Genomic DNA, 17,060 nt, shown 5'->3' with positions numbered 1-17,060 from the left:
GATTCCCCGCCCGCACCACGTGGGCGGTCATTGACCGGAGCTGACTATGCCGCCACGCGAATCTCTGATCGCCCACACTATCCTGCAGGGTTTTGATGCGCAGTATGGCCGCTTTCTGGATATTACGGCCGGGGCGCAGCAGCGGTTCGAGCAGGCGGATTGGCAGGCAGTGCAGCATGCCATGAAGGCCCGCATTCATCTCTATGATCATCACGTCAGCCTGGTGGCCGATCAGCTGCGGGTGCTGAATGGCGCGGCCAGCTGGGATGAGATTTTCTGGCTGCGGGTCAAGGATCACTATCAAAGCCTGCTGCCTGGCTATCCACGGCATGAGATCGCTGAAAGCTTCTTTAACTCGGTTTACTGCCGGTTGCATGGACATACTGACCTGCAACCGGATCGGCTATTTATCTTCAGCTCTCAGTCCCAGACCGCACCAATCACACCTTTGAGGCCGTTGTCGCGCCATTATCAGCCGGAGCGGGGCTGGCGGGCATTAGTGGATCAGGTGCTGGGAGATTTACCGCTGACGCTGCCGTGGCAGCACCGCGCGCGCGATGTCGGCTGGATTGTCCGCCACCTGCAGTCGTATTTCCCCCGGCTGGATCAGGGCTGGCTGGAGGTCAACAGTGAACTCTTCTATCGCAACAAAACCGCCTGGCTGGTGGCGCGCCTGCATCTGCCGGAGGGCATTTTTCCCTGTCTGCTGCCGATACAGCGCACTGAAAGTGGCGAGCTGTGGATCGACACCTGCCTGACCGATGTGAATGACGCCAGCATTGTCTTTGGTTTTGCCCGTGCCTATTTCATGGTGTATGCCCCGGTGCCTGCGGCGCTGGTGGCCTGGCTGCAACCGATTCTGCCCGGCAAAACGCTGGCGGAACGCTATATGGCGATTGGCTGCCAGAAGCACGGTAAAACCGAAAGCTATCGCGAATATCTTCAGGCGCTGGCAGAGAGTGAGACGGCCTTTGAGATCGCGCCTGGCGTGCGGGGCATGGTGATGCTGGTCTTCACGCTGCCGGGCTTTGACTGGGTGTTCAAGGTGATAAAGGATCAATTCGCGCCGCAAAAAGAGGTGACGGAAGCGCAGGTCCGCGCCTGTTATCAGCAGGTCAAAGAGCACGATCGCGTGGGTCGGATGGCGGATACGCAGGCGTTCGAGCAGTTTGTGCTGCCACTGTCGCGTATCTCACCGGCGCTGCTGACGGAACTCCACGCCTGCGTGGCAGAAAAGCTGCATATCGAAGGTGATCGCCTGATCATTCGTCACCTGTGGCTGGAGCGTCGTATGCAGCCGCTTAACCTCTACCTGGCGCAGGCCAGCGACGCTGAGCGACGACACGCCATTGAAGAGTATGGCCACGCGATTAAGCAGCTGGCAGCCGCCAACATATTTCCTGGCGACATGCTGTTTAAAAACTTCGGCATAACCCGTCATGGCCGGGTGATTTTCTACGATTACGATGAGATCCGCCCGATGCAGGCGCTGAATTTCCGCGAGGTGCCCGCGGCGCGCTATGAGGAAGATGAACTTAGCGCTGAGCCGTGGTACAGCGTCGGACCGGATGATGTCTTCCCGGAAACCTTCCGCTATGCGTTATGCAGTGAAGCCGCGACTGGCGCCTTACTGCTACAACTGCATCCGGAGATATTCGACGCCCGCTGGTGGCGCGCGCAGCAGCAGCGCCTCGCTCATGGCCATGTTGAAGAGGTCATCGCCTGGCGGCAGACGCAGCGTTTCAGCGTCTGCTACGCGTCAGAGGCTATTAACGGCCGCTGTACGCCAGCGTAACCTGACGCGCTTCGCGGATGACCAGCGCACCTAATTCCGTAATCCGATCGTCTGTCATGCGAGCGATAGGGCCGGAAATCGAGAGCGCGGCAAACGCCTCGCCATGTTCATCGTAGAGGGGCGCGGCGACACAGCGCAGTCCAAGTGCATGCTCTTCATCATCCAGCGAAAAGCCCGCTTTGCGTACCTGCGCCAGATTCTCTTTCAGGCTCTGCGGCGACATCAGGGTCTTCGGCGTGTAGTAATGCAATCCTTTCTGATGCAGCAGGGTGGTAACCTGTTCATCACCCAGATGCGCCAGAAACGCTTTGCCTGCGCCTGACGCATGCATCGGCAGCTTGCCGCCTATCGGCGCGGACATCCGCATCAGCTGGGTGCACTGTACCTGATCAATGATCACCGCCTGGTGGTCACTGAGATCCAGCACCGCCAGATTTACCGTTTCACCGGACTGCTCCATCAGGCTCCGCAGCACCGGGTGGACCAGCGCCAGCAGATTCCGGCTTTGCAGGAAACTGCTGCCGACCACAAAGGCATGCGCGCCGATTGTCCACAGTCCGAGATCGCCCACCTGACGGACAAAACCCTGCTGTTGCATGGTGCTGAGCAGGCGATGCGTGGTGGAGTTGGGCAGGCCCGCCTGCTGTGCCAGCTCGGTCAGCGCCACGCTGCCATGTGAGTCAGCAATCAGCTCCAGCAATGTCAGGCCGCGCGTCAGCGATTGAACCTGACCGCCCGCAGGTGCGGCGACAGGGGTGCCGCGGGGTTTCTTACCGCGTTTAACGGGAACGGGCGTTGCCATCGTTGTCTCTCCTTTTGCATTGTGGAAATCATTTTCGTTTTAATCACGCCGTTTGCAAATGCTGGTTTTCTGGTCAGACCTGTGAAGCCGTGACCTGCACCTGTCGCAGAAGAGGTTACTTTGTCGCCAGAGAGGCTTGTGCCAGAATGAAAAACAGGGTTTTCCGCCAGCAGACTGACGTGAATGGGGCAACAGTGAGCACTAAAATCGACGCGCTACATCAGCAGCTCGCACAACGCATTATGGTGTTGGATGGCGGCATGGGCACCATGATCCAGAGCTACCGGCTGGAGGAAGAGGATTATCGCGGCAGCCGTTTTGCTGACTGGCCCTGCGATCTCAAAGGCAACAACGATCTTCTGGTACTGAGTAAACCGTCGGTGATCCGCGAGATCCACGACGCTTATCTGGCTGCCGGTGCGGATATCCTCGAAACCAACACCTTCAACGCCACGTCGATTGCGATGGCGGATTACCAGATGGAAAGCTTGTCGGCGGAGATCAATTTCGAAGCGGCCCGGCTGGCGCGCGTCTGCGCCGATGCGTGGACGGCGAAAACGCCGGATCGTCCGCGTTACGTTGCGGGTGTGCTCGGCCCGACTAACCGCACCTGCTCGATCTCACCCGACGTTAATGATCCTGCTTATCGCAACGTCACCTTTAATAAGCTGGTGGAGGCGTACCGCGAATCGACTCGTGCGCTGGTGGAGGGCGGTGCTGACCTCATCATGATCGAAACGGTGTTCGATACGCTGAATGCCAAAGCGGCTGTCTATGCGGTGAAGACCGAGATGGACGCGCTGGGTGTGAAGCTGCCGCTGATGATCTCCGGCACCATCACTGACGCCTCCGGCCGGACGCTCTCCGGTCAGACCACTGAAGCGTTTTACAACTCCCTGCGTCATGCCGAACCGCTCTCTTTTGGCCTGAACTGCGCGCTGGGACCGGATGAGCTGCGTCAGTATGTGGCGGAGCTGTCGCGCATCGCCGAGGGCTACGTCACTGCCCATCCCAATGCGGGTCTGCCCAATGCCTTTGGCGAATACGATCTCGATGCGGCACTGATGGCGGAGCAGATTAAGGAATGGGCCACCTCGGGCTTCCTGAACATTATTGGCGGCTGCTGTGGCACTACGCCGCAACATATTGAAGCTATGGTCGCGGCGGTTGAAGGCGTCGCGCCGCGCAGGTTGCCGGTGATTCCGGTGGCCTGTCGCCTTTCCGGTCTGGAGCCGCTGAACATCACCGCTGAGTCGCTGTTTGTTAACGTCGGTGAGCGCACCAACGTCACCGGCTCAGCAAAATTTAAGCGGCTGATTAAAGAAGAGAAGTACAACGAAGCGCTGGAGGTGGCGTTGCAGCAGGTGCAGAGCGGCGCGCAGATCATCGATATCAACATGGATGAAGGGATGCTCGACGCCGAGGCGGCGATGGTGCGCTTCCTGAATCTGATTGCGGGTGAACCCGATATTGCCCGCGTGCCGATTATGATCGACTCCTCGAAATGGGCGGTGATTGAGAAAGGGCTGCAGTGCATTCAGGGCAAAGGAATTGTGAATTCGATTTCGATGAAAGAGGGGGAAGCGGCCTTTATCCATCATGCGCGCCAGGTCCGGCGTTACGGCGCGGCGATGGTGGTCATGGCATTTGACGAAGTGGGCCAGGCAGATACCCGCGCCCGTAAAATCGAAATCTGTCGCCGCGCTTACCGGATCCTGACCGAACAGGTCGGCTTTCCGCCGGAAGATATCATTTTTGATCCCAACATCTTTGCGGTTGCCACCGGCATCGACGAGCACAACAACTACGCGATGGATTTCATCGGTGCCTGTGAAGACATCAAGTGTGAACTGCCCCATGCGATGATTTCCGGCGGCGTCTCCAACGTCTCGTTTTCCTTCCGTGGCAACGACCCGGTGCGTGAAGCGATACACGCGGTGTTCCTCTACTACGCCATCCGAAATGGCATGGATATGGGCATCGTCAACGCAGGCCAGCTGGCCATCTATGACGATCTGCCGGCAGAACTGCGCGAGGCGGTAGAGGATGTGATCCTTAACCGACGGGATGATGGCACCGAGCGGCTGCTGGCGCTGGCGGAGAAATATCGTGGCGGCAAAAGCGAGGGTGCGCAGGACAAGCAGCTCGCCGAGTGGCGCAGCTGGGACGTGGTGAAGCGGCTCGAATATTCGCTGGTCAAGGGCATCACGGAGTTTATCGAGCAGGATACCGAAGAGGCGCGCCAGCAGGTGCCCCGTCCGATAGAGGTGATTGAGGGGCCGCTGATGTCCGGCATGAACGTGGTCGGCGACCTGTTCGGCGAAGGCAAAATGTTCCTGCCGCAGGTGGTGAAATCGGCGCGCGTGATGAAGCAGGCGGTGGCGTATCTGGAGCCGTTTATCGAAGCCAGCAAAGAAGCAGGGCGCAGCAACGGTAAAATCGTGCTGGCCACCGTCAAAGGCGACGTGCATGACATCGGCAAGAATATTGTCGGCGTGGTGTTGCAGTGTAATAACTACGAAATTATCGACCTTGGCGTGATGGTGCCGGGCGAGAAAATCCTCAAAACAGCGCGTGAAGTGAAGGCAGACATCATCGGCCTGTCAGGGCTGATTACGCCGTCGCTGGATGAGATGGTCAATATGGCGAAAGAGATGGAGCGTCAGGGCTTTACCTTACCGCTGCTGATTGGCGGCGCGACCACCTCGAAGGCGCATACTGCCGTCAAAATTGAGCAGCACTACAGCGGCCCGACGGTCTACGTGCAGAACGCCTCTCGCACCGTTGGCGTGGTGTCGTCGCTGCTCTCCGCCACATTAAAAGACGATTTTGTCGCCCGAACGCGCAAAGAGTACGAAACCGTGCGCATCCAGCATGCACGTAAAAAGCCGCGCACGCCGCCGGTCTCGCTACAGATGGCGCGCGATAACGCCACTTCAATTGACTGGGAGAGTTACACACCGCCGGTGCCGCATCGACCTGGTGTCAGTCAGGTGGAGGCCAGCATTGCCACGCTGCGCCACTACATCGACTGGACGCCGTTCTTTATGACCTGGTCGCTGGCGGGTAAATATCCCCGTATTCTGGAGGATGAGGTGGTGGGTGAGGAGGCGCAGCGTCTGTTTGCCGATGCCAGTGCGATGCTCGACAGATTAAGTGAGGCGTCGCTGCTGAAGCCGCGTGGCGTGGTCGGTATTTTCCCGGCTAACCGGGTTGGTGATGATATCCATATTTACCGTGACGAGCGACGCGATGAAATTTTGTGTGTGAGTCATCACTTACGTCAGCAGACCGAGAAAATCGACTTCGCCAACTACTGTCTGGCGGATTTCGTTGCTCCGAAGTCAGAGGGAAAAGCGGATTACCTTGGCGCGTTCGCGGTGACCGGCGGACTGGAGGAGGATGCGCTGGCGGAGGCCTATGATCGTCAGCACGATGACTACAACAAGATTATGGTGAAAGCGCTGGCTGACCGTCTGGCGGAAGCCTTTGCTGAATATCTGCACGAGCGGGTGCGTAAGGTAATCTGGGGCTTTGCGCCCAACGAAAATCTCAGCAATGAAGCGCTGATTCGCGAAAATTATCAGGGAATACGTCCGGCGCCAGGCTATCCGGCCTGCCCGGATCACACTGAAAAAGCTGCCATCTGGCGTCTGCTGGCAGTGGAAGAGCAGACCGGCATCAAACTGACCGAATCCTTTGCCATGTGGCCGGGCGCGGCGGTGTCCGGCTGGTACTTCAGCCATCCTGACAGCCGCTATTTCGCCGTGGCGCAGATTCAGCGTGATCAGGTGGAAGATTACGCAGCACGCAAAGGGATGTCGGTCACGGAAGTGGAGCGCTGGCTGGCGCCGAATCTCGGCTACGATGCGGATTAAATAAAAAAGCGGCCGGAGGGCCGCTTGAAGGGAGGGGAATCAACTCGGGCCCTGTCAGCTGTGATATCGAGCCAGCGCAGGAAACACGGTCAGATTCACCCTGTTTCGGCTTTTTTTCAGCGGTCTGAAGCGTTCAGATGGTCGCCTGAAACGCGCCGGAGTCAAAGCGATGGGAGCATACGCCCGGAGTAAAGCATCGCGGGCCAGGGATGGCCCGCGCTGAGCATGCCACGGATGGCGTTTTTGCGTCTTTACGCAGGGCGTTTGCTCCCTGAGCCTGCTTCTGTAAACAGCGTTGAGCGGCCCGAAAGCCGCCTCTGCTTAGTTAAAGCGCGCGTCGCGATCGGACGTCAGATCATACAGCTGGTACTTACGACCCAGCATCTGACCGCCATCACGCGTCAGCGGCACCCAGTTGACCTGCGCGCGACCGCGTGTTGGCGTCACGGTGAACAGATCCATCGGCACGGAGATATAGAAGCCTTTGGTGAAGTCACCCTCGCCATACTCTTCCGACGACACGTTGGTTTTGGTGGCATAAACACCGACCATCACGCCGCTGTCGAAGCGCTTCGACACATCGACCGTCACGCCTTTATCTTTTGCCAGATACTGTCCTACGCTGGTTTTCACCAGCACATCCTGCATGAACCACGGACGCCAGTAACCGGTCAGGTTGCCGGTGGTCGCTTTATAGCGGTTAAACTGCATCATATTGTCCCAGTCACGCTGACGGACGTAGTTGGCATCGACACCTACCGCCCAGTTCGCATCGACCGGACGATAAAGCAGCTCGCCGCCCACGCCGCCGTACATCGTCTCCAGATAGCCGCCGTAGACCTGACCATAGAAGCCGTTACCGAGGTGGCCCATATAGTTCGCCTGCAGATCATTGACATAAACGTTGTTCTCAACGTAATCGCGGATATGAGTACGCACGCGCGGCAGCGAAGAGTCCGCCGGTGCGCCGTTGTAGTTGAACTTGTCGTAGTTGTTGGCGAGGTTACCAAACAGACTGCCGCCCACCAGCAGGTGATCCGTCAGCCAGTAATCCGCATTGGCCATGACGCCAACCTGATACATGTAGAAGCTTTCCGGGCCACCCACCGACTGATTCAGCACCGGCGACAGGCTGTAGTTCAGCCGATCTTTACGGATAAACATACCCTGCTCAGTGTTACCCGGATCGATCGGTTCTTTGCGGGTCTGTTGCAGCGGCTGCTCGTGGCCCAGCGGGTAGCCTTCCAGCTCGTTACGCAGACTGGCAACTTTCGTTTCAGTGGTCACCTGCGGCATGTTAAAGCGCGACTCGGTCACATTAATGGTGTCAATGCCGTCCGGCAGGTGGTTCATGATAATGCGATTAGCGCGATCCACCCCTTCACGGGTATCACGGTACTTCGTCTGCTCGCCTGACACATACAACGTGTGGCCCTGAGTCTGAATCCGCGGACCATCAAGACCCGCGTTGTATTTCAGATCGGTCAGCTGAGTGCCGACTACCGTCGGCTCCAGCAACGGCGGCTGCGGCTGTGGATTATAGGCCGGCTTCTCGCTGTCGATGTGCGCCTGACGCAAATCATTGAAGTTGGTACGGATGGTGACACCAAACATAAACGTATTGCCGCGTTCGTAGCTGGCGTTGATGTCAGCCCAGTCGGTCACACGATAAATCGCGCCGACGTTGAGCTTGCTGCGCTGATCAAGGCGGCCAGCAAAGTCATTCTGGTAGTCGTTGCCCTCATACTCCATCTTGAGTCGCAGCGGCTGCCAGGGCGTCTGATACTCCACGCCGCCGAAAAATGCTGTCGGACCGTGGAACATCTGCGAGCCATTGATGGAACCCGCTTCGCCTACCTGTGGACGCTGGCAATAGCTGTCGCTGTAGGAGCAGAACGGGTTCTTCACGGTGCCGCTATTGCCGAGATAGCCCCAGCCGAGGCCCAGGGTGAAGTCGAACGGTCCCCAGGCTTTGGTTCCCACCACATATTCACTGTCGAACAGGCCGGTACCACCGAGATCGCGCGTTCCCACCGCCACTTCCGGCAGCCAGAAGCCTTCCTGCCACAGACGCAGTTTCAGGTCGAAGGCTTTATCCTTATAGCTCTGCGTGCCGCTGAATTCTGACACCGCACTGTACTGCCGGGTGCGCACGTCGGTATAACGCACGGTCGTCTCCAGCCAGGGAAAGAGCTGCAGTGACGCAGAGTAGTAGCGGTACTGATCGTTGTCGCGCGCATTGAGGCTGAACTCGCCTTCTCTGGACATGCGCGCTGTCGGCACCTGCATCAGGCCCACACCACCGAAATCAGATTGTGACGGGCCCACCGGCGCGGGGAAGGTGTCGGCCTGCGCCTGACAGGCTGCCGCCACGGAAACAGCCAACAGGCTGAAGAGATAACGTTTTTTCATCAGTCTGGTATCCGGTGAGTCAGTACGGAAAGGATGCGATCGTTCAGATCTTCATAGCTGCCTGGCAGGCTCCATGAGGAAAAGCCGAGCCAGATAACGCTGCCTGGCTCCACTTCCGCGTGGCGATGATTCCAGTATGCAACCGGCACCTGCTGTGTGGCGCCGGAAGGCGCAATCACCGTGACAAAATTGCGTTCTGCGCCGGAGAGTGACGGGTGACCCTCCAGATAGTCGCGTACTGATTTACCCGGCTGCCAGCTCACTTTGCCTGCACCGCTTAATGCGCCGAGCAGCAGCACTGAATCGGATGGCGCCTGCAGCCAGAGGTCATAGCTACCTTCCAGCCGACGGTTGTCCGCCGGATGGAGACGGATCCAGTCCGGGTCAAGCGGGGTGAACTGGCGACCTGTCACGTTGATGGCGCTCAGCTGGCGGATGACCTCAGCAATGGCCGCCGCCCTATCGCCACTGCTGTCAGCACGCCAGGCACGTAACGCGCCCAGCGTCTGTTGATATTGCTGCTGTGCGACGGCGCTGGCACCGCGCTCGGCAATAACGGTACGGCGCCAGTCCGTGTTGGTCTGCAGCGGAGGCAGTGTCACCAGCTGTGACAGATCCGCGATCTGGCTCAGCTCAGCCTGACCGCCGTTGTGCGGAGCATGAACGATAACCTGCGCAGTCGCCTGCGCTTCTGCGGCGCTGAACAGGCTCAGCCCGGCCAGCAAAATAGTGATTTTTTTCATGATTTCGCCGGCTTCAGAATAGTGATATCGACAGGGAAGGCATCGGCCGCCAGCATCTGATGGGCCTGCACCACATCACCACTGCTGTTGTCGATCCAGAAGGTGTTCTCCCACTCGCGGTTACTGCTGTCGATGCTTACCTGCTCATGCCAGACACGGCACGGAATGCGGTTGCCCGCCACGGTCAGCACTTCGTCGGTGCCACGCTGGAAGGTGGAGCGCACGGTCGCGCCGCGAACCTTGCCCTGCTCGGTCCACTGCACAATGCGGGTCCAGCCTGCGCCATTGCTGATATGCAGGCTGTCAGCAAGCGGATCCTGTTGCAGATTGCTGACGCTCAGCAGGTTATCCGGTAAGCCCAGGGTTTTAACCAGGCGGCCGTGCTGTGTCACCAGCATCGCCTGATCCTGCGTAACCCATTTCTGCTGCCCCTTCTCGTTGTAGCCCAGCACCACAAAAATGCGCGGACCCTCATTCAGACGAGCATAGAGACTGGCATAGGGAAGATTGTTGACCTGTTGATCGGTGACGGTCACGTCATCCGGACCGTTAACCGCGAGCAGCAAAGTCTGTTCAAGACCTTTTTGCGTTTGTGTACAGGCCTGCAGCAGCAGGCAAGCGAGCAGCAGAGGAAGTCGGCGCACTGTGTGTCCCTGATAAGTCATGCCAAAGTAAAAAATAACCACACAGGCGTGTGGTTATGTTTAAAGGTGCTCTGCCCGTCACGGCTGGCTGCAGAGATACAGGTTACGTGGCTTAGCGTCATCACTTACCGAAGTCAGTGTTTCAGCCGCAGCCCGTTTGCTGTAAATCAGCAATCAGACGGGAGACGGGCATCCATCAACGAGTGGTGCTCGTCGTGGTCGTGGTTGTTGTACCGGTATTTGCACCGTCACCACCGCCAGAAGCAGCAATGCCGAGCCCGACCAGCGCGCCAAGTGCGCCGACACCGACAGCCGTGGACGTGCCAGCAGAGATTGCTCCCGCCTGCGCGCCAGCTGCAGTACCTGCTTCACCTGCTTCCTGCGGCGCAGCAAATGCGCTGGAAGAAGCGGCAACGAGGATCAGGGCTGCACCGGCAACCATAGTTTTTTTCATAACAACGTTTCCTGCATTGAGTGAATGAAGGATCTCTGACCGGCGACAAGGGCAATACAGACAGGCTGCAGCCAAAGCGACGGACAGTCCCATTGCGGGCGCGTTCATTATAGGGCAACAAAATATCAGAGTTCAGTGCCATAAAAACCAGGGTAAATAGCGGGGCAATTGCGTGATTTAATCAGCTGAATTGGGGATAACTACTTTTTAAATCGGAGGTTTTCTGGTTGATACCCTATATTTCGCTACAGGTAAGGCGAATGCAAAGCGGAATGTTCTTTTTTAGTTATATCTGGTACGGAATAAGAATAATCAGAATTTACTCATAAGGGCTTAAATTAAATATGGCTATAAATCAATAGCTAACCCTGTTGTCCGTTAGTTTTCAGGTCCATTTTATACTGGATATCACACTGTTTTATCGCCAGATGTTCAGAATTATCTTAGGGTATTTTAAGACTTTTCCCGCACTGGCGTGAATGAAAAAATCGATAATCAGGCCACCTGGATGGAAAAAGAGACAAAAAAAGGGCGGCAACGTTGCCGCCCGATGAAATTAACGCCGATTAACGCCAGGATTTATAGCGGTTAATTAAGGCATTAGTGGAACTGTCATGAGAGGTAATTTCGTCCTCATTTTCCAGTTCCGGCAGAATACGGTTCGCCAGCTGCTTACCTAACTCCACACCCCACTGATCGAAGGTGAAGATATTCAGGATGGCACCCTGCGTGAAGATTTTGTGCTCGTACAACGCAATCAGCGCACCCAGGCTGTACGGCGTAATTTCACGCAGCAGAATGGAGTTAGTCGGGCGATTACCTTCAAACACCTTGAACGGCACAATGTGGGCTACAGATTCTGCCGATTTGCCGGCATCGGTAAACTCTTTCTCCACGACGTCGCGTGACTTACCAAACGCCAGCGCTTCGGTCTGGGCAAAGAAGTTAGAGAGCAGCTTCGGATGGTGGTCCGCCAGCGCGTTATGAGTAATCGCCGGGGCAATGAAGTCACACGGAACCAGTTTGGTCCCCTGATGGATCAGCTGATAAAACGCGTGCTGACCGTTGGTGCCAGGTTCGCCCCAGATAATAGGGCCAGTCTGGTAGTCCACCGGATGACCGTCGCGATCCACATACTTGCCGTTTGACTCCATATTTCCCTGCTGGAAATAGGCGGCAAAGCGGTGCATGTACTGGTCGTAAGGCAGAATCGCTTCGGTTTCGGCACCAAAGAAATTGTTATACCAGATGCCAATCAGCGCCAGCAGCACCGGCAGGTTCTGCTCCGCCGGGGTAGAGGCGAAGTGCTGGTCCATGGCATGTGCGCCGCTCAGCAGTTGCCCGAAGTTATCGAAACCAATCGAGAGAATGATCGACAGGCCGATCGCTGACCACAGTGAATAGCGGCCGCCAACCCAGTCCCAGAATTCAAACATGTTATTGGTGTCGATACCGAATTCACCCACCGCTTTGGCGTTAGTCGACAGGGCAGCAAAGTGTTTCGCTACGTGCTGTTGATCGCCTGCGGTTTTCAGGAACCAGTCGCGCGCACTGTGGGCGTTGGTCATGGTTTCCTGGGTGGTGAAGGTCTTCGATGCGACCAGGAACAGGGTGGTTTCCGGGCTGAGATCTTTCAGCGTTTCGGCGATGTGGGTGCCGTCTACGTTAGAGACAAAATGCATGTTCAGATGGTTTTTGTACGGGCGCAGCGCTTCCGTCACCATAAACGGGCCAAGATCGGAGCCGCCGATACCGATGTTCACTACGTCGGTGATCGCTTTACCGGTATAGCCTTTCCATTCGCCGCTGATGATGCGCTCTGAGAAGCCTTTCATCTTGTCCAGCACAGCGTTGACCTCTGGCATCACATCTTTGCCATCCACCAGAATCGGCGTGTTACTCCGGTTACGCAGTGCGACGTGCAGCACCGCACGATCTTCGGTACGGTTAATCTTCTCACCCGAGAACATAGACTTAATGGCACCGCTGAGATCGGTCTCTTTAGCCAGCGCCTGTAACTTATCGAGGGTTTCCTGGGTGATGCGGTTTTTGGAGAAATCCACCAGCATCTGATCATCAAAGGTGGCAGAGAATTTGGCAAAACGATCGGCATCCTGGGCGAACAGATCGGCAATTTCTACCGATTTCATCTGCTCAAAATGCTGTTGCAGCGCTTTCCAGGCTGCGGTTTGTGTCGGATTGATATTTTTCATGGCAACACTCTTGTTGATATTAAGAACCGTCATTCCATCGGAGGCACATCATGCCCGTTTAGCGTTTCAGTATGACCACACTTGTAACTGAAAGGAAAAATTTTGTCAGCGCACGCCGCGCAGACGAGGTAAACGCTGCGGTCTGTCGTCAGCATTCACTGGCGCGAACAGCCTGAGGATGGCAGCAGTATCACGCGCTAAAGTGTGACGCGAAAGTCTGCGCAAAACGTTGTGCCGTGTCAGGGATTGTTGCAGGGGCTGAACCCATTAAGCACTGTAGCCGCTGCGGCGCAGGGCAATTTGTTTTCTGATGCGGCTCTGCGGCCATCGCTGACATTGACAGCAGGTCCAGAAAAGGCTAGATCTATGCGCCTACTTGCGCACCTGTGTGCAAGCCAGAAGAGGCGCGTCGCCCAGGCAGTGTGTTGGAGGAACCGTATCCGGTGAAAACACATCATGGGGAGCGACGCCGAGGTGGGTCAGCACGCGGTGTGCTGCCTGTCGGCTACAGGGGCTGAATCCTCTGGGTTGTCACCAGAAACGTCTGCAGTCGACGTTTTGCAAGGTGGGGCGCTTCTGGGTGACTCGTCTATCCGATCTTGTCCGCCCGTTTCTGCTCTTTCCTTGTGCCTGGCTGAAAGCATGTTTCTCGACCCTTTCATCGGCGAGAACAAGATAACCTGACACGAGGTCCTACATGTCTCAAACTCTGATAGTGGCAAAATTTGGCGGCACCAGCGTAGCCGATTTTGAAGCGATGAACCGCAGCGCCGATGTGGTGTTGCAGGACGCCAGCACGCGTCTGGTAGTGCTCTCTGCCTCGGCAGGCATTACCAATCTTCTGGTTGCGCTGGCTGAAGGCCAGCAGGCACCCCAGCGCGCTGCTCTGCTTGATGATATCCGCCGTATCCAGTACGCCATTGTCGATCGCCTGCAGCGTCCGGACGTGATCCGCGATGAAATTGATCGGATGATCGACAATATCAGCATGCTCTCAGAAGCGGCGTCACTCGCCACCTCAAATGCCCTGACCGATGAACTGGTCAGCCACGGCGAGCTGATGTCTTCACTGCTGTTTGTTGAAATTCTGCGTGAACGTCAGGTGAATGCAGAGTGGTTTGATGTTCGCAAAGTGATGCGCACCGACGATCATTTTGGCCGGGCAGTCCCGGATGTTCAGGTGCTGGCGGAGCAGGCGACGGCGCAGTTACACCCACGTATCGCGCAGGCGCTGGTGATAACTCAGGGCTTCATTGGCAGCGAAAGCGAAGGGCGCACCACCACCTTAGGGCGTGGCGGCAGTGATTATACCGCCGCGCTGCTGGGCGAAGCGCTGAACGCGGCGCGCGTCGATATCTGGACGGATGTGCCGGGTATCTATACCACCGATCCACGCGTGGTGCCGACGGCGAAGCGTATTGATGAAATCACCTTTGAAGAAGCCGCTGAAATGGCGACGTTTGGTGCAAAAGTCCTGCATCCGGCGACGCTGCTGCCCGCCGTGCGCCGGGGTATTCCGGTCTTCGTCGGATCCAGCAGGGATCCGGCAGCGGGCGGCACCCGCGTCTGCAACGAAACCCGCAACCCGCCGCTGTTCCGGGCGCTGGCGTTACGCCGTAAGCAGACGCTGTTAACGCTGCACAGCCTTAACATGCTGCATACGTTTGGTTTCCTCGCCGAACTGTTTAACATTCTGGCGCGTCATAACGTCTCCGTTGACCTGATAACTACCTCCGAAGTCAGTGTGGCGCTGACGCTGGACACCACCGGCTCGACCTCAACCAGTGCCAGTCTGCTGACCCAGGCGTTGCTGACTGAACTCTCGTCGCTGTGCCGGGTAGAAGTGGAGGAAGATCTGGCGCTGGTGGCGATTATCGGCAATGAGCTGTCAAAAGCGTGTGGTGTTGGCAAAGAGGTGTTTGGTGTGCTCGATCCGTTCAACCTGCGGATGATTTGCTATGGTGCCAGCAGCTACAATCTCTGCTTCCTGGTGCCGGGCAATGATGCGGAAAGCGTAGTCCGTACGCTGCACCGCAATTTGTTCGAGTAAATTTATCTGCTGTTCAGGCCGCGTCTGCGCGGCCTGAACAGTGGCAAAAAAGGTTCAGTTCGTCCTGATCTCCCTGTGGTTTGCTTCTTCCAGACAGTTCCATCAATACAAAGGCTTATTGCCACTATTGCCAAATGGCAACCCCTTTCTTTGCGCATTTCGTGTACCGGCGTTGCGCTCCCTTTCCTCAGATTTATAATCCCGCCGCTGAATCCATTCACCTAAAGTTAGGAAATATCATGAAAAGGTTAGTCGCAGAGGCGCTGGGGACTTTTGTACTGGTCGCAGGCGGTTGTGGTAGTGCCGTACTGTCAGCGGCGTTCCCGGAACTGGGCATTGGCTTCATGGGCGTGGCGCTGGCTTTCGGGCTGAGCGTGCTGGTCATGGCGTATGCGGTCGGTCACATCTCAGGCGGTCACTTTAATCCGGCAGTTACCCTGGGATTAGTGGCAGGCGGACGTTTCTCCGCCTCGCAGGCCATTCCTTACATCATCGCGCAACTGGTGGGCGGCATTGCGGCTGGCGCGGTGCTTTATCTGATCGCCAGCGGTAAAGGCGACTTCAGCGCAGCGGCCAGCGGCTTTGCGGCGAACGGCTACGGTGAACACTCACCGGGTGGCTTCAGTTTGCAGGCAGGCATGATCACTGAGGTAGTGATGACGGCTATCTTCCTGATTGTGATCATGGGCGCTACCAGCGAACGCGCGCCAAAAGGCTTTGCCCCGATTGCGATTGGCCTGGCGTTAACCCTGATCCACCTGATCAGCATTCCGGTGACTAACACCTCTGTTAACCCGGCACGCAGCACCGCAGCAGCCCTCTTCCAGGGTGACTGGGCGATCTCTCAGCTGTGGATGTTCTGGTTGATGCCGATTATCGGTGCCGTGGTTGGTGGTTTGATCTACCGCGGTTTAGAGGAAAAAGCAGCGTAATTTCGTCGATATTCAGCGGATCGGCAGCAGTCGATCCGCATTTTCCTGTCTCGCCCCATCTTCGCCTTACGCCATGATAATGAAATGTTATGATCCCGCCTTCGTCACGGCAGTCGTTCCTGCATGATGACGCTCTATGGCAAATCTGCACTAAACATAACATTCTTATAAGGAAGTCTGGCTATGCTCGCCACGTTAACCCGCCTGTTCCCGCTCTGGGCCGTGCTGCTGTCTGTCGCCGCCTATTACTCTCCAGGTACCTTTCTCGGCATCGGACCCTGGGTCACTTATCTGCTGATGCTGATTATGTTCGGCATGGGTGTCACCCTGAATATCGACGATTTCAAACGGGTGCTGACCCGGCCTGCGCCGGTGATTGCCGGCACCTTTCTGCACTATCTGGTGATGCCGTTAGCCGCCTGGGGGCTGGCAAAACTGTTCCATATGCCGCCCGATCTGGCCGCCGGTATGATTCTGGTCGGCTCAGTTGCCAGCGGCACCGCCAGCAACGTCATGATCTATCTGGCGAAAGGGGATGTGGCGCTGTCGGTAACCATTTCTTCCGTCTCCGCGCTGGTGGGCGTGTTCGCCACGCCGCTGTTAACCCGCTTTTATGTGGATACCCACATTCAGGTTGATGTGGTGGGCATGCTGCTGAGCATCGTGAAGATCGTCGTGATCCCGATTAGTCTTGGACTGATCATTCATCACAGCATGAACAGCGTGGTTCGCCGGGTGGAGCCGTGGCTGCCTGCGTTTTCGATGGTCTGCATTCTGCTGATCATCAGCGCGGTGGTGGCAGGCAGTCAGAGCTTTATCGGATCGGTGGGTTTGATGGTGATCGCGGCGGTGATCCTGCATAACGCGATTGGCCTGCTTGGCGGCTACTGGGGCGGCAAACTGTTTGGCTTTGATGAGTCAACCTGCCGTACGCTGGCACTGGAGGTCGGCATGCAGAACTCCGGTCTGGCGGCGACGCTGGGCAAACTCTACTTCTCGCCGCTGGCGGCATTGCCGGGCGCACTCTTCTCGGTGTGGCACAACCTGTCAGGTTCACTGCTGGCGGGTTACTGGTCCGGAAAGCCGATTAAGAAGAAGTAACCGTGGCGGCGCATTATTGCGATGCGCCGCTTCTCA

11 protein-coding genes and 1 riboswitch are annotated in these 17,060 nt (G+C 57.0%); of the genes, 5 read left to right on the top strand and 6 right to left on the bottom strand.

Annotation, left to right across the window (positions count from 1 at the left end; genetic code table 11):
• Nucleotides 1–46: 46 nt before the first annotated feature.
• A complete protein-coding gene (gene aceK, locus K6R05_RS17500; RefSeq protein WP_222924731.1) occupies nucleotides 47–1,795 on the top strand; it encodes a bifunctional isocitrate dehydrogenase kinase/phosphatase in 1,749 nt (582 codons plus the stop codon).
• Here aceK and iclR read toward each other — a convergent pair.
• The gene (gene iclR, locus K6R05_RS17495; protein ID WP_222924730.1) at nucleotides 1,770–2,597 is read right to left on the bottom strand and encodes a glyoxylate bypass operon transcriptional repressor IclR; all 828 of its coding nucleotides are present in this window, start codon (nucleotides 2,595–2,597) and stop codon (nucleotides 1,770–1,772) included. The genes aceK and iclR overlap by 26 nt on opposite strands.
• A gap of 242 nt (nucleotides 2,598–2,839) precedes the next feature.
• Between iclR and metH the strand changes: the two genes are divergently transcribed.
• On the top strand, nucleotides 2,840–6,475 hold the full coding sequence (gene metH, locus K6R05_RS17490; protein WP_374206939.1) for a methionine synthase: 3,636 nt from the start codon (nucleotides 2,840–2,842) through the stop codon (nucleotides 6,473–6,475).
• Nucleotides 6,476–6,796: 321 nt separating this feature from the next.
• On the opposite strand, the gene K6R05_RS17485 is transcribed toward metH, so the two are convergent.
• From K6R05_RS17485 to pgi, 5 genes are all read right to left on the bottom strand, one after another.
• Nucleotides 6,797–8,887, bottom strand: coding sequence for a YjbH domain-containing protein (locus K6R05_RS17485; RefSeq protein ID WP_222924728.1), 2,091 nt, complete (start codon nucleotides 8,885–8,887; stop codon nucleotides 6,797–6,799).
• Nucleotides 8,887–9,630 (bottom strand): capsule biosynthesis GfcC family protein, encoded by a 744-nt coding sequence (locus tag K6R05_RS17480; protein ID WP_161733487.1) that lies wholly within the window; start codon nucleotides 9,628–9,630, stop codon nucleotides 8,887–8,889. The genes K6R05_RS17485 and K6R05_RS17480 overlap by 1 nt, the downstream gene beginning before the upstream one ends.
• The gene (locus K6R05_RS17475) at nucleotides 9,627–10,274 is read right to left on the bottom strand and encodes a YjbF family lipoprotein (RefSeq protein ID WP_161733489.1); all 648 of its coding nucleotides are present in this window, start codon (nucleotides 10,272–10,274) and stop codon (nucleotides 9,627–9,629) included. The genes K6R05_RS17480 and K6R05_RS17475 overlap by 4 nt, the downstream gene beginning before the upstream one ends.
• A gap of 196 nt (nucleotides 10,275–10,470) precedes the next feature.
• Nucleotides 10,471–10,728, bottom strand: coding sequence for an exopolysaccharide production protein YjbE (gene yjbE, locus K6R05_RS17470; RefSeq protein WP_161733491.1), 258 nt, complete (start codon nucleotides 10,726–10,728; stop codon nucleotides 10,471–10,473).
• Nucleotides 10,729–11,294: 566 nt separating this feature from the next.
• Nucleotides 11,295–12,941 carry a glucose-6-phosphate isomerase gene (gene pgi / locus K6R05_RS17465; RefSeq protein WP_161733493.1) on the bottom strand — a complete coding sequence of 549 codons (1,647 nt, stop codon included), beginning with the start codon at nucleotides 12,939–12,941 and terminating at the stop codon, nucleotides 11,295–11,297.
• 391 nt (nucleotides 12,942–13,332) lie between these two features.
• Nucleotides 13,333–13,525, top strand: a riboswitch (Lysine riboswitch).
• Between the two features lie 113 nt (nucleotides 13,526–13,638).
• On the opposite strand from pgi, the gene lysC reads away from it, so the two are divergent.
• The 3 genes from lysC (at nucleotide 13,639) to panS (ending at nucleotide 17,024) form a co-directional block, all read left to right on the top strand.
• Nucleotides 13,639–14,991, top strand: coding sequence for a lysine-sensitive aspartokinase 3 (gene lysC / locus K6R05_RS17460; RefSeq protein WP_161733495.1), 1,353 nt, complete (start codon nucleotides 13,639–13,641; stop codon nucleotides 14,989–14,991).
• 239 nt (nucleotides 14,992–15,230) lie between these two features.
• Entirely contained in the window at nucleotides 15,231–15,923 is a 693-nt protein-coding gene (gene aqpZ, locus K6R05_RS17455; RefSeq protein ID WP_161733497.1) for an aquaporin Z, read from the top strand.
• Between the two features lie 183 nt (nucleotides 15,924–16,106).
• Nucleotides 16,107–17,024 carry a ketopantoate/pantoate/pantothenate transporter PanS gene (panS, locus tag K6R05_RS17450; protein ID WP_161733499.1) on the top strand — a complete coding sequence of 306 codons (918 nt, stop codon included), beginning with the start codon at nucleotides 16,107–16,109 and terminating at the stop codon, nucleotides 17,022–17,024.
• Nucleotides 17,025–17,060 lie beyond the last annotated feature (36 nt).

It is taken from the genome of Pantoea alfalfae (assembly GCF_019880205.1).
GTDB lineage: Bacteria > Pseudomonadota > Gammaproteobacteria > Enterobacterales > Enterobacteriaceae > Pantoea > Pantoea alfalfae.
This window is presented reverse-complemented; position numbering and strand designations above follow the sequence as displayed.

Excerpts from the sequence above, each read along its gene's own strand:
- aceK (WP_222924731.1), top strand. The coding sequence starts at position 47 with ATGCCGCCACGCGAATCTCTGATCGCCCACACTATCCTGCAGGGTTTT.
- iclR (WP_222924730.1), bottom strand. The coding sequence starts at position 2,597 with ATGGCAACGCCCGTTCCCGTTAAACGCGGTAAGAAACCCCGCGGCACC.
- metH (WP_374206939.1), top strand. The coding sequence starts at position 2,840 with ATGGTGTTGGATGGCGGCATGGGCACCATGATCCAGAGCTACCGGCTG.
- K6R05_RS17485 (WP_222924728.1), bottom strand. The coding sequence starts at position 8,887 with ATGAAAAAACGTTATCTCTTCAGCCTGTTGGCTGTTTCCGTGGCGGCA.
- K6R05_RS17480 (WP_161733487.1), bottom strand. The coding sequence starts at position 9,630 with ATGAAAAAAATCACTATTTTGCTGGCCGGGCTGAGCCTGTTCAGCGCC.
- yjbE (WP_161733491.1), bottom strand. The coding sequence starts at position 10,728 with ATGAAAAAAACTATGGTTGCCGGTGCAGCCCTGATCCTCGTTGCCGCT.
- pgi (WP_161733493.1), bottom strand. The coding sequence starts at position 12,941 with ATGAAAAATATCAATCCGACACAAACCGCAGCCTGGAAAGCGCTGCAA.
- lysC (WP_161733495.1), top strand. The coding sequence starts at position 13,639 with ATGTCTCAAACTCTGATAGTGGCAAAATTTGGCGGCACCAGCGTAGCC.
- aqpZ (WP_161733497.1), top strand. The coding sequence starts at position 15,231 with ATGAAAAGGTTAGTCGCAGAGGCGCTGGGGACTTTTGTACTGGTCGCA.
- panS (WP_161733499.1), top strand. The coding sequence starts at position 16,107 with ATGCTCGCCACGTTAACCCGCCTGTTCCCGCTCTGGGCCGTGCTGCTG.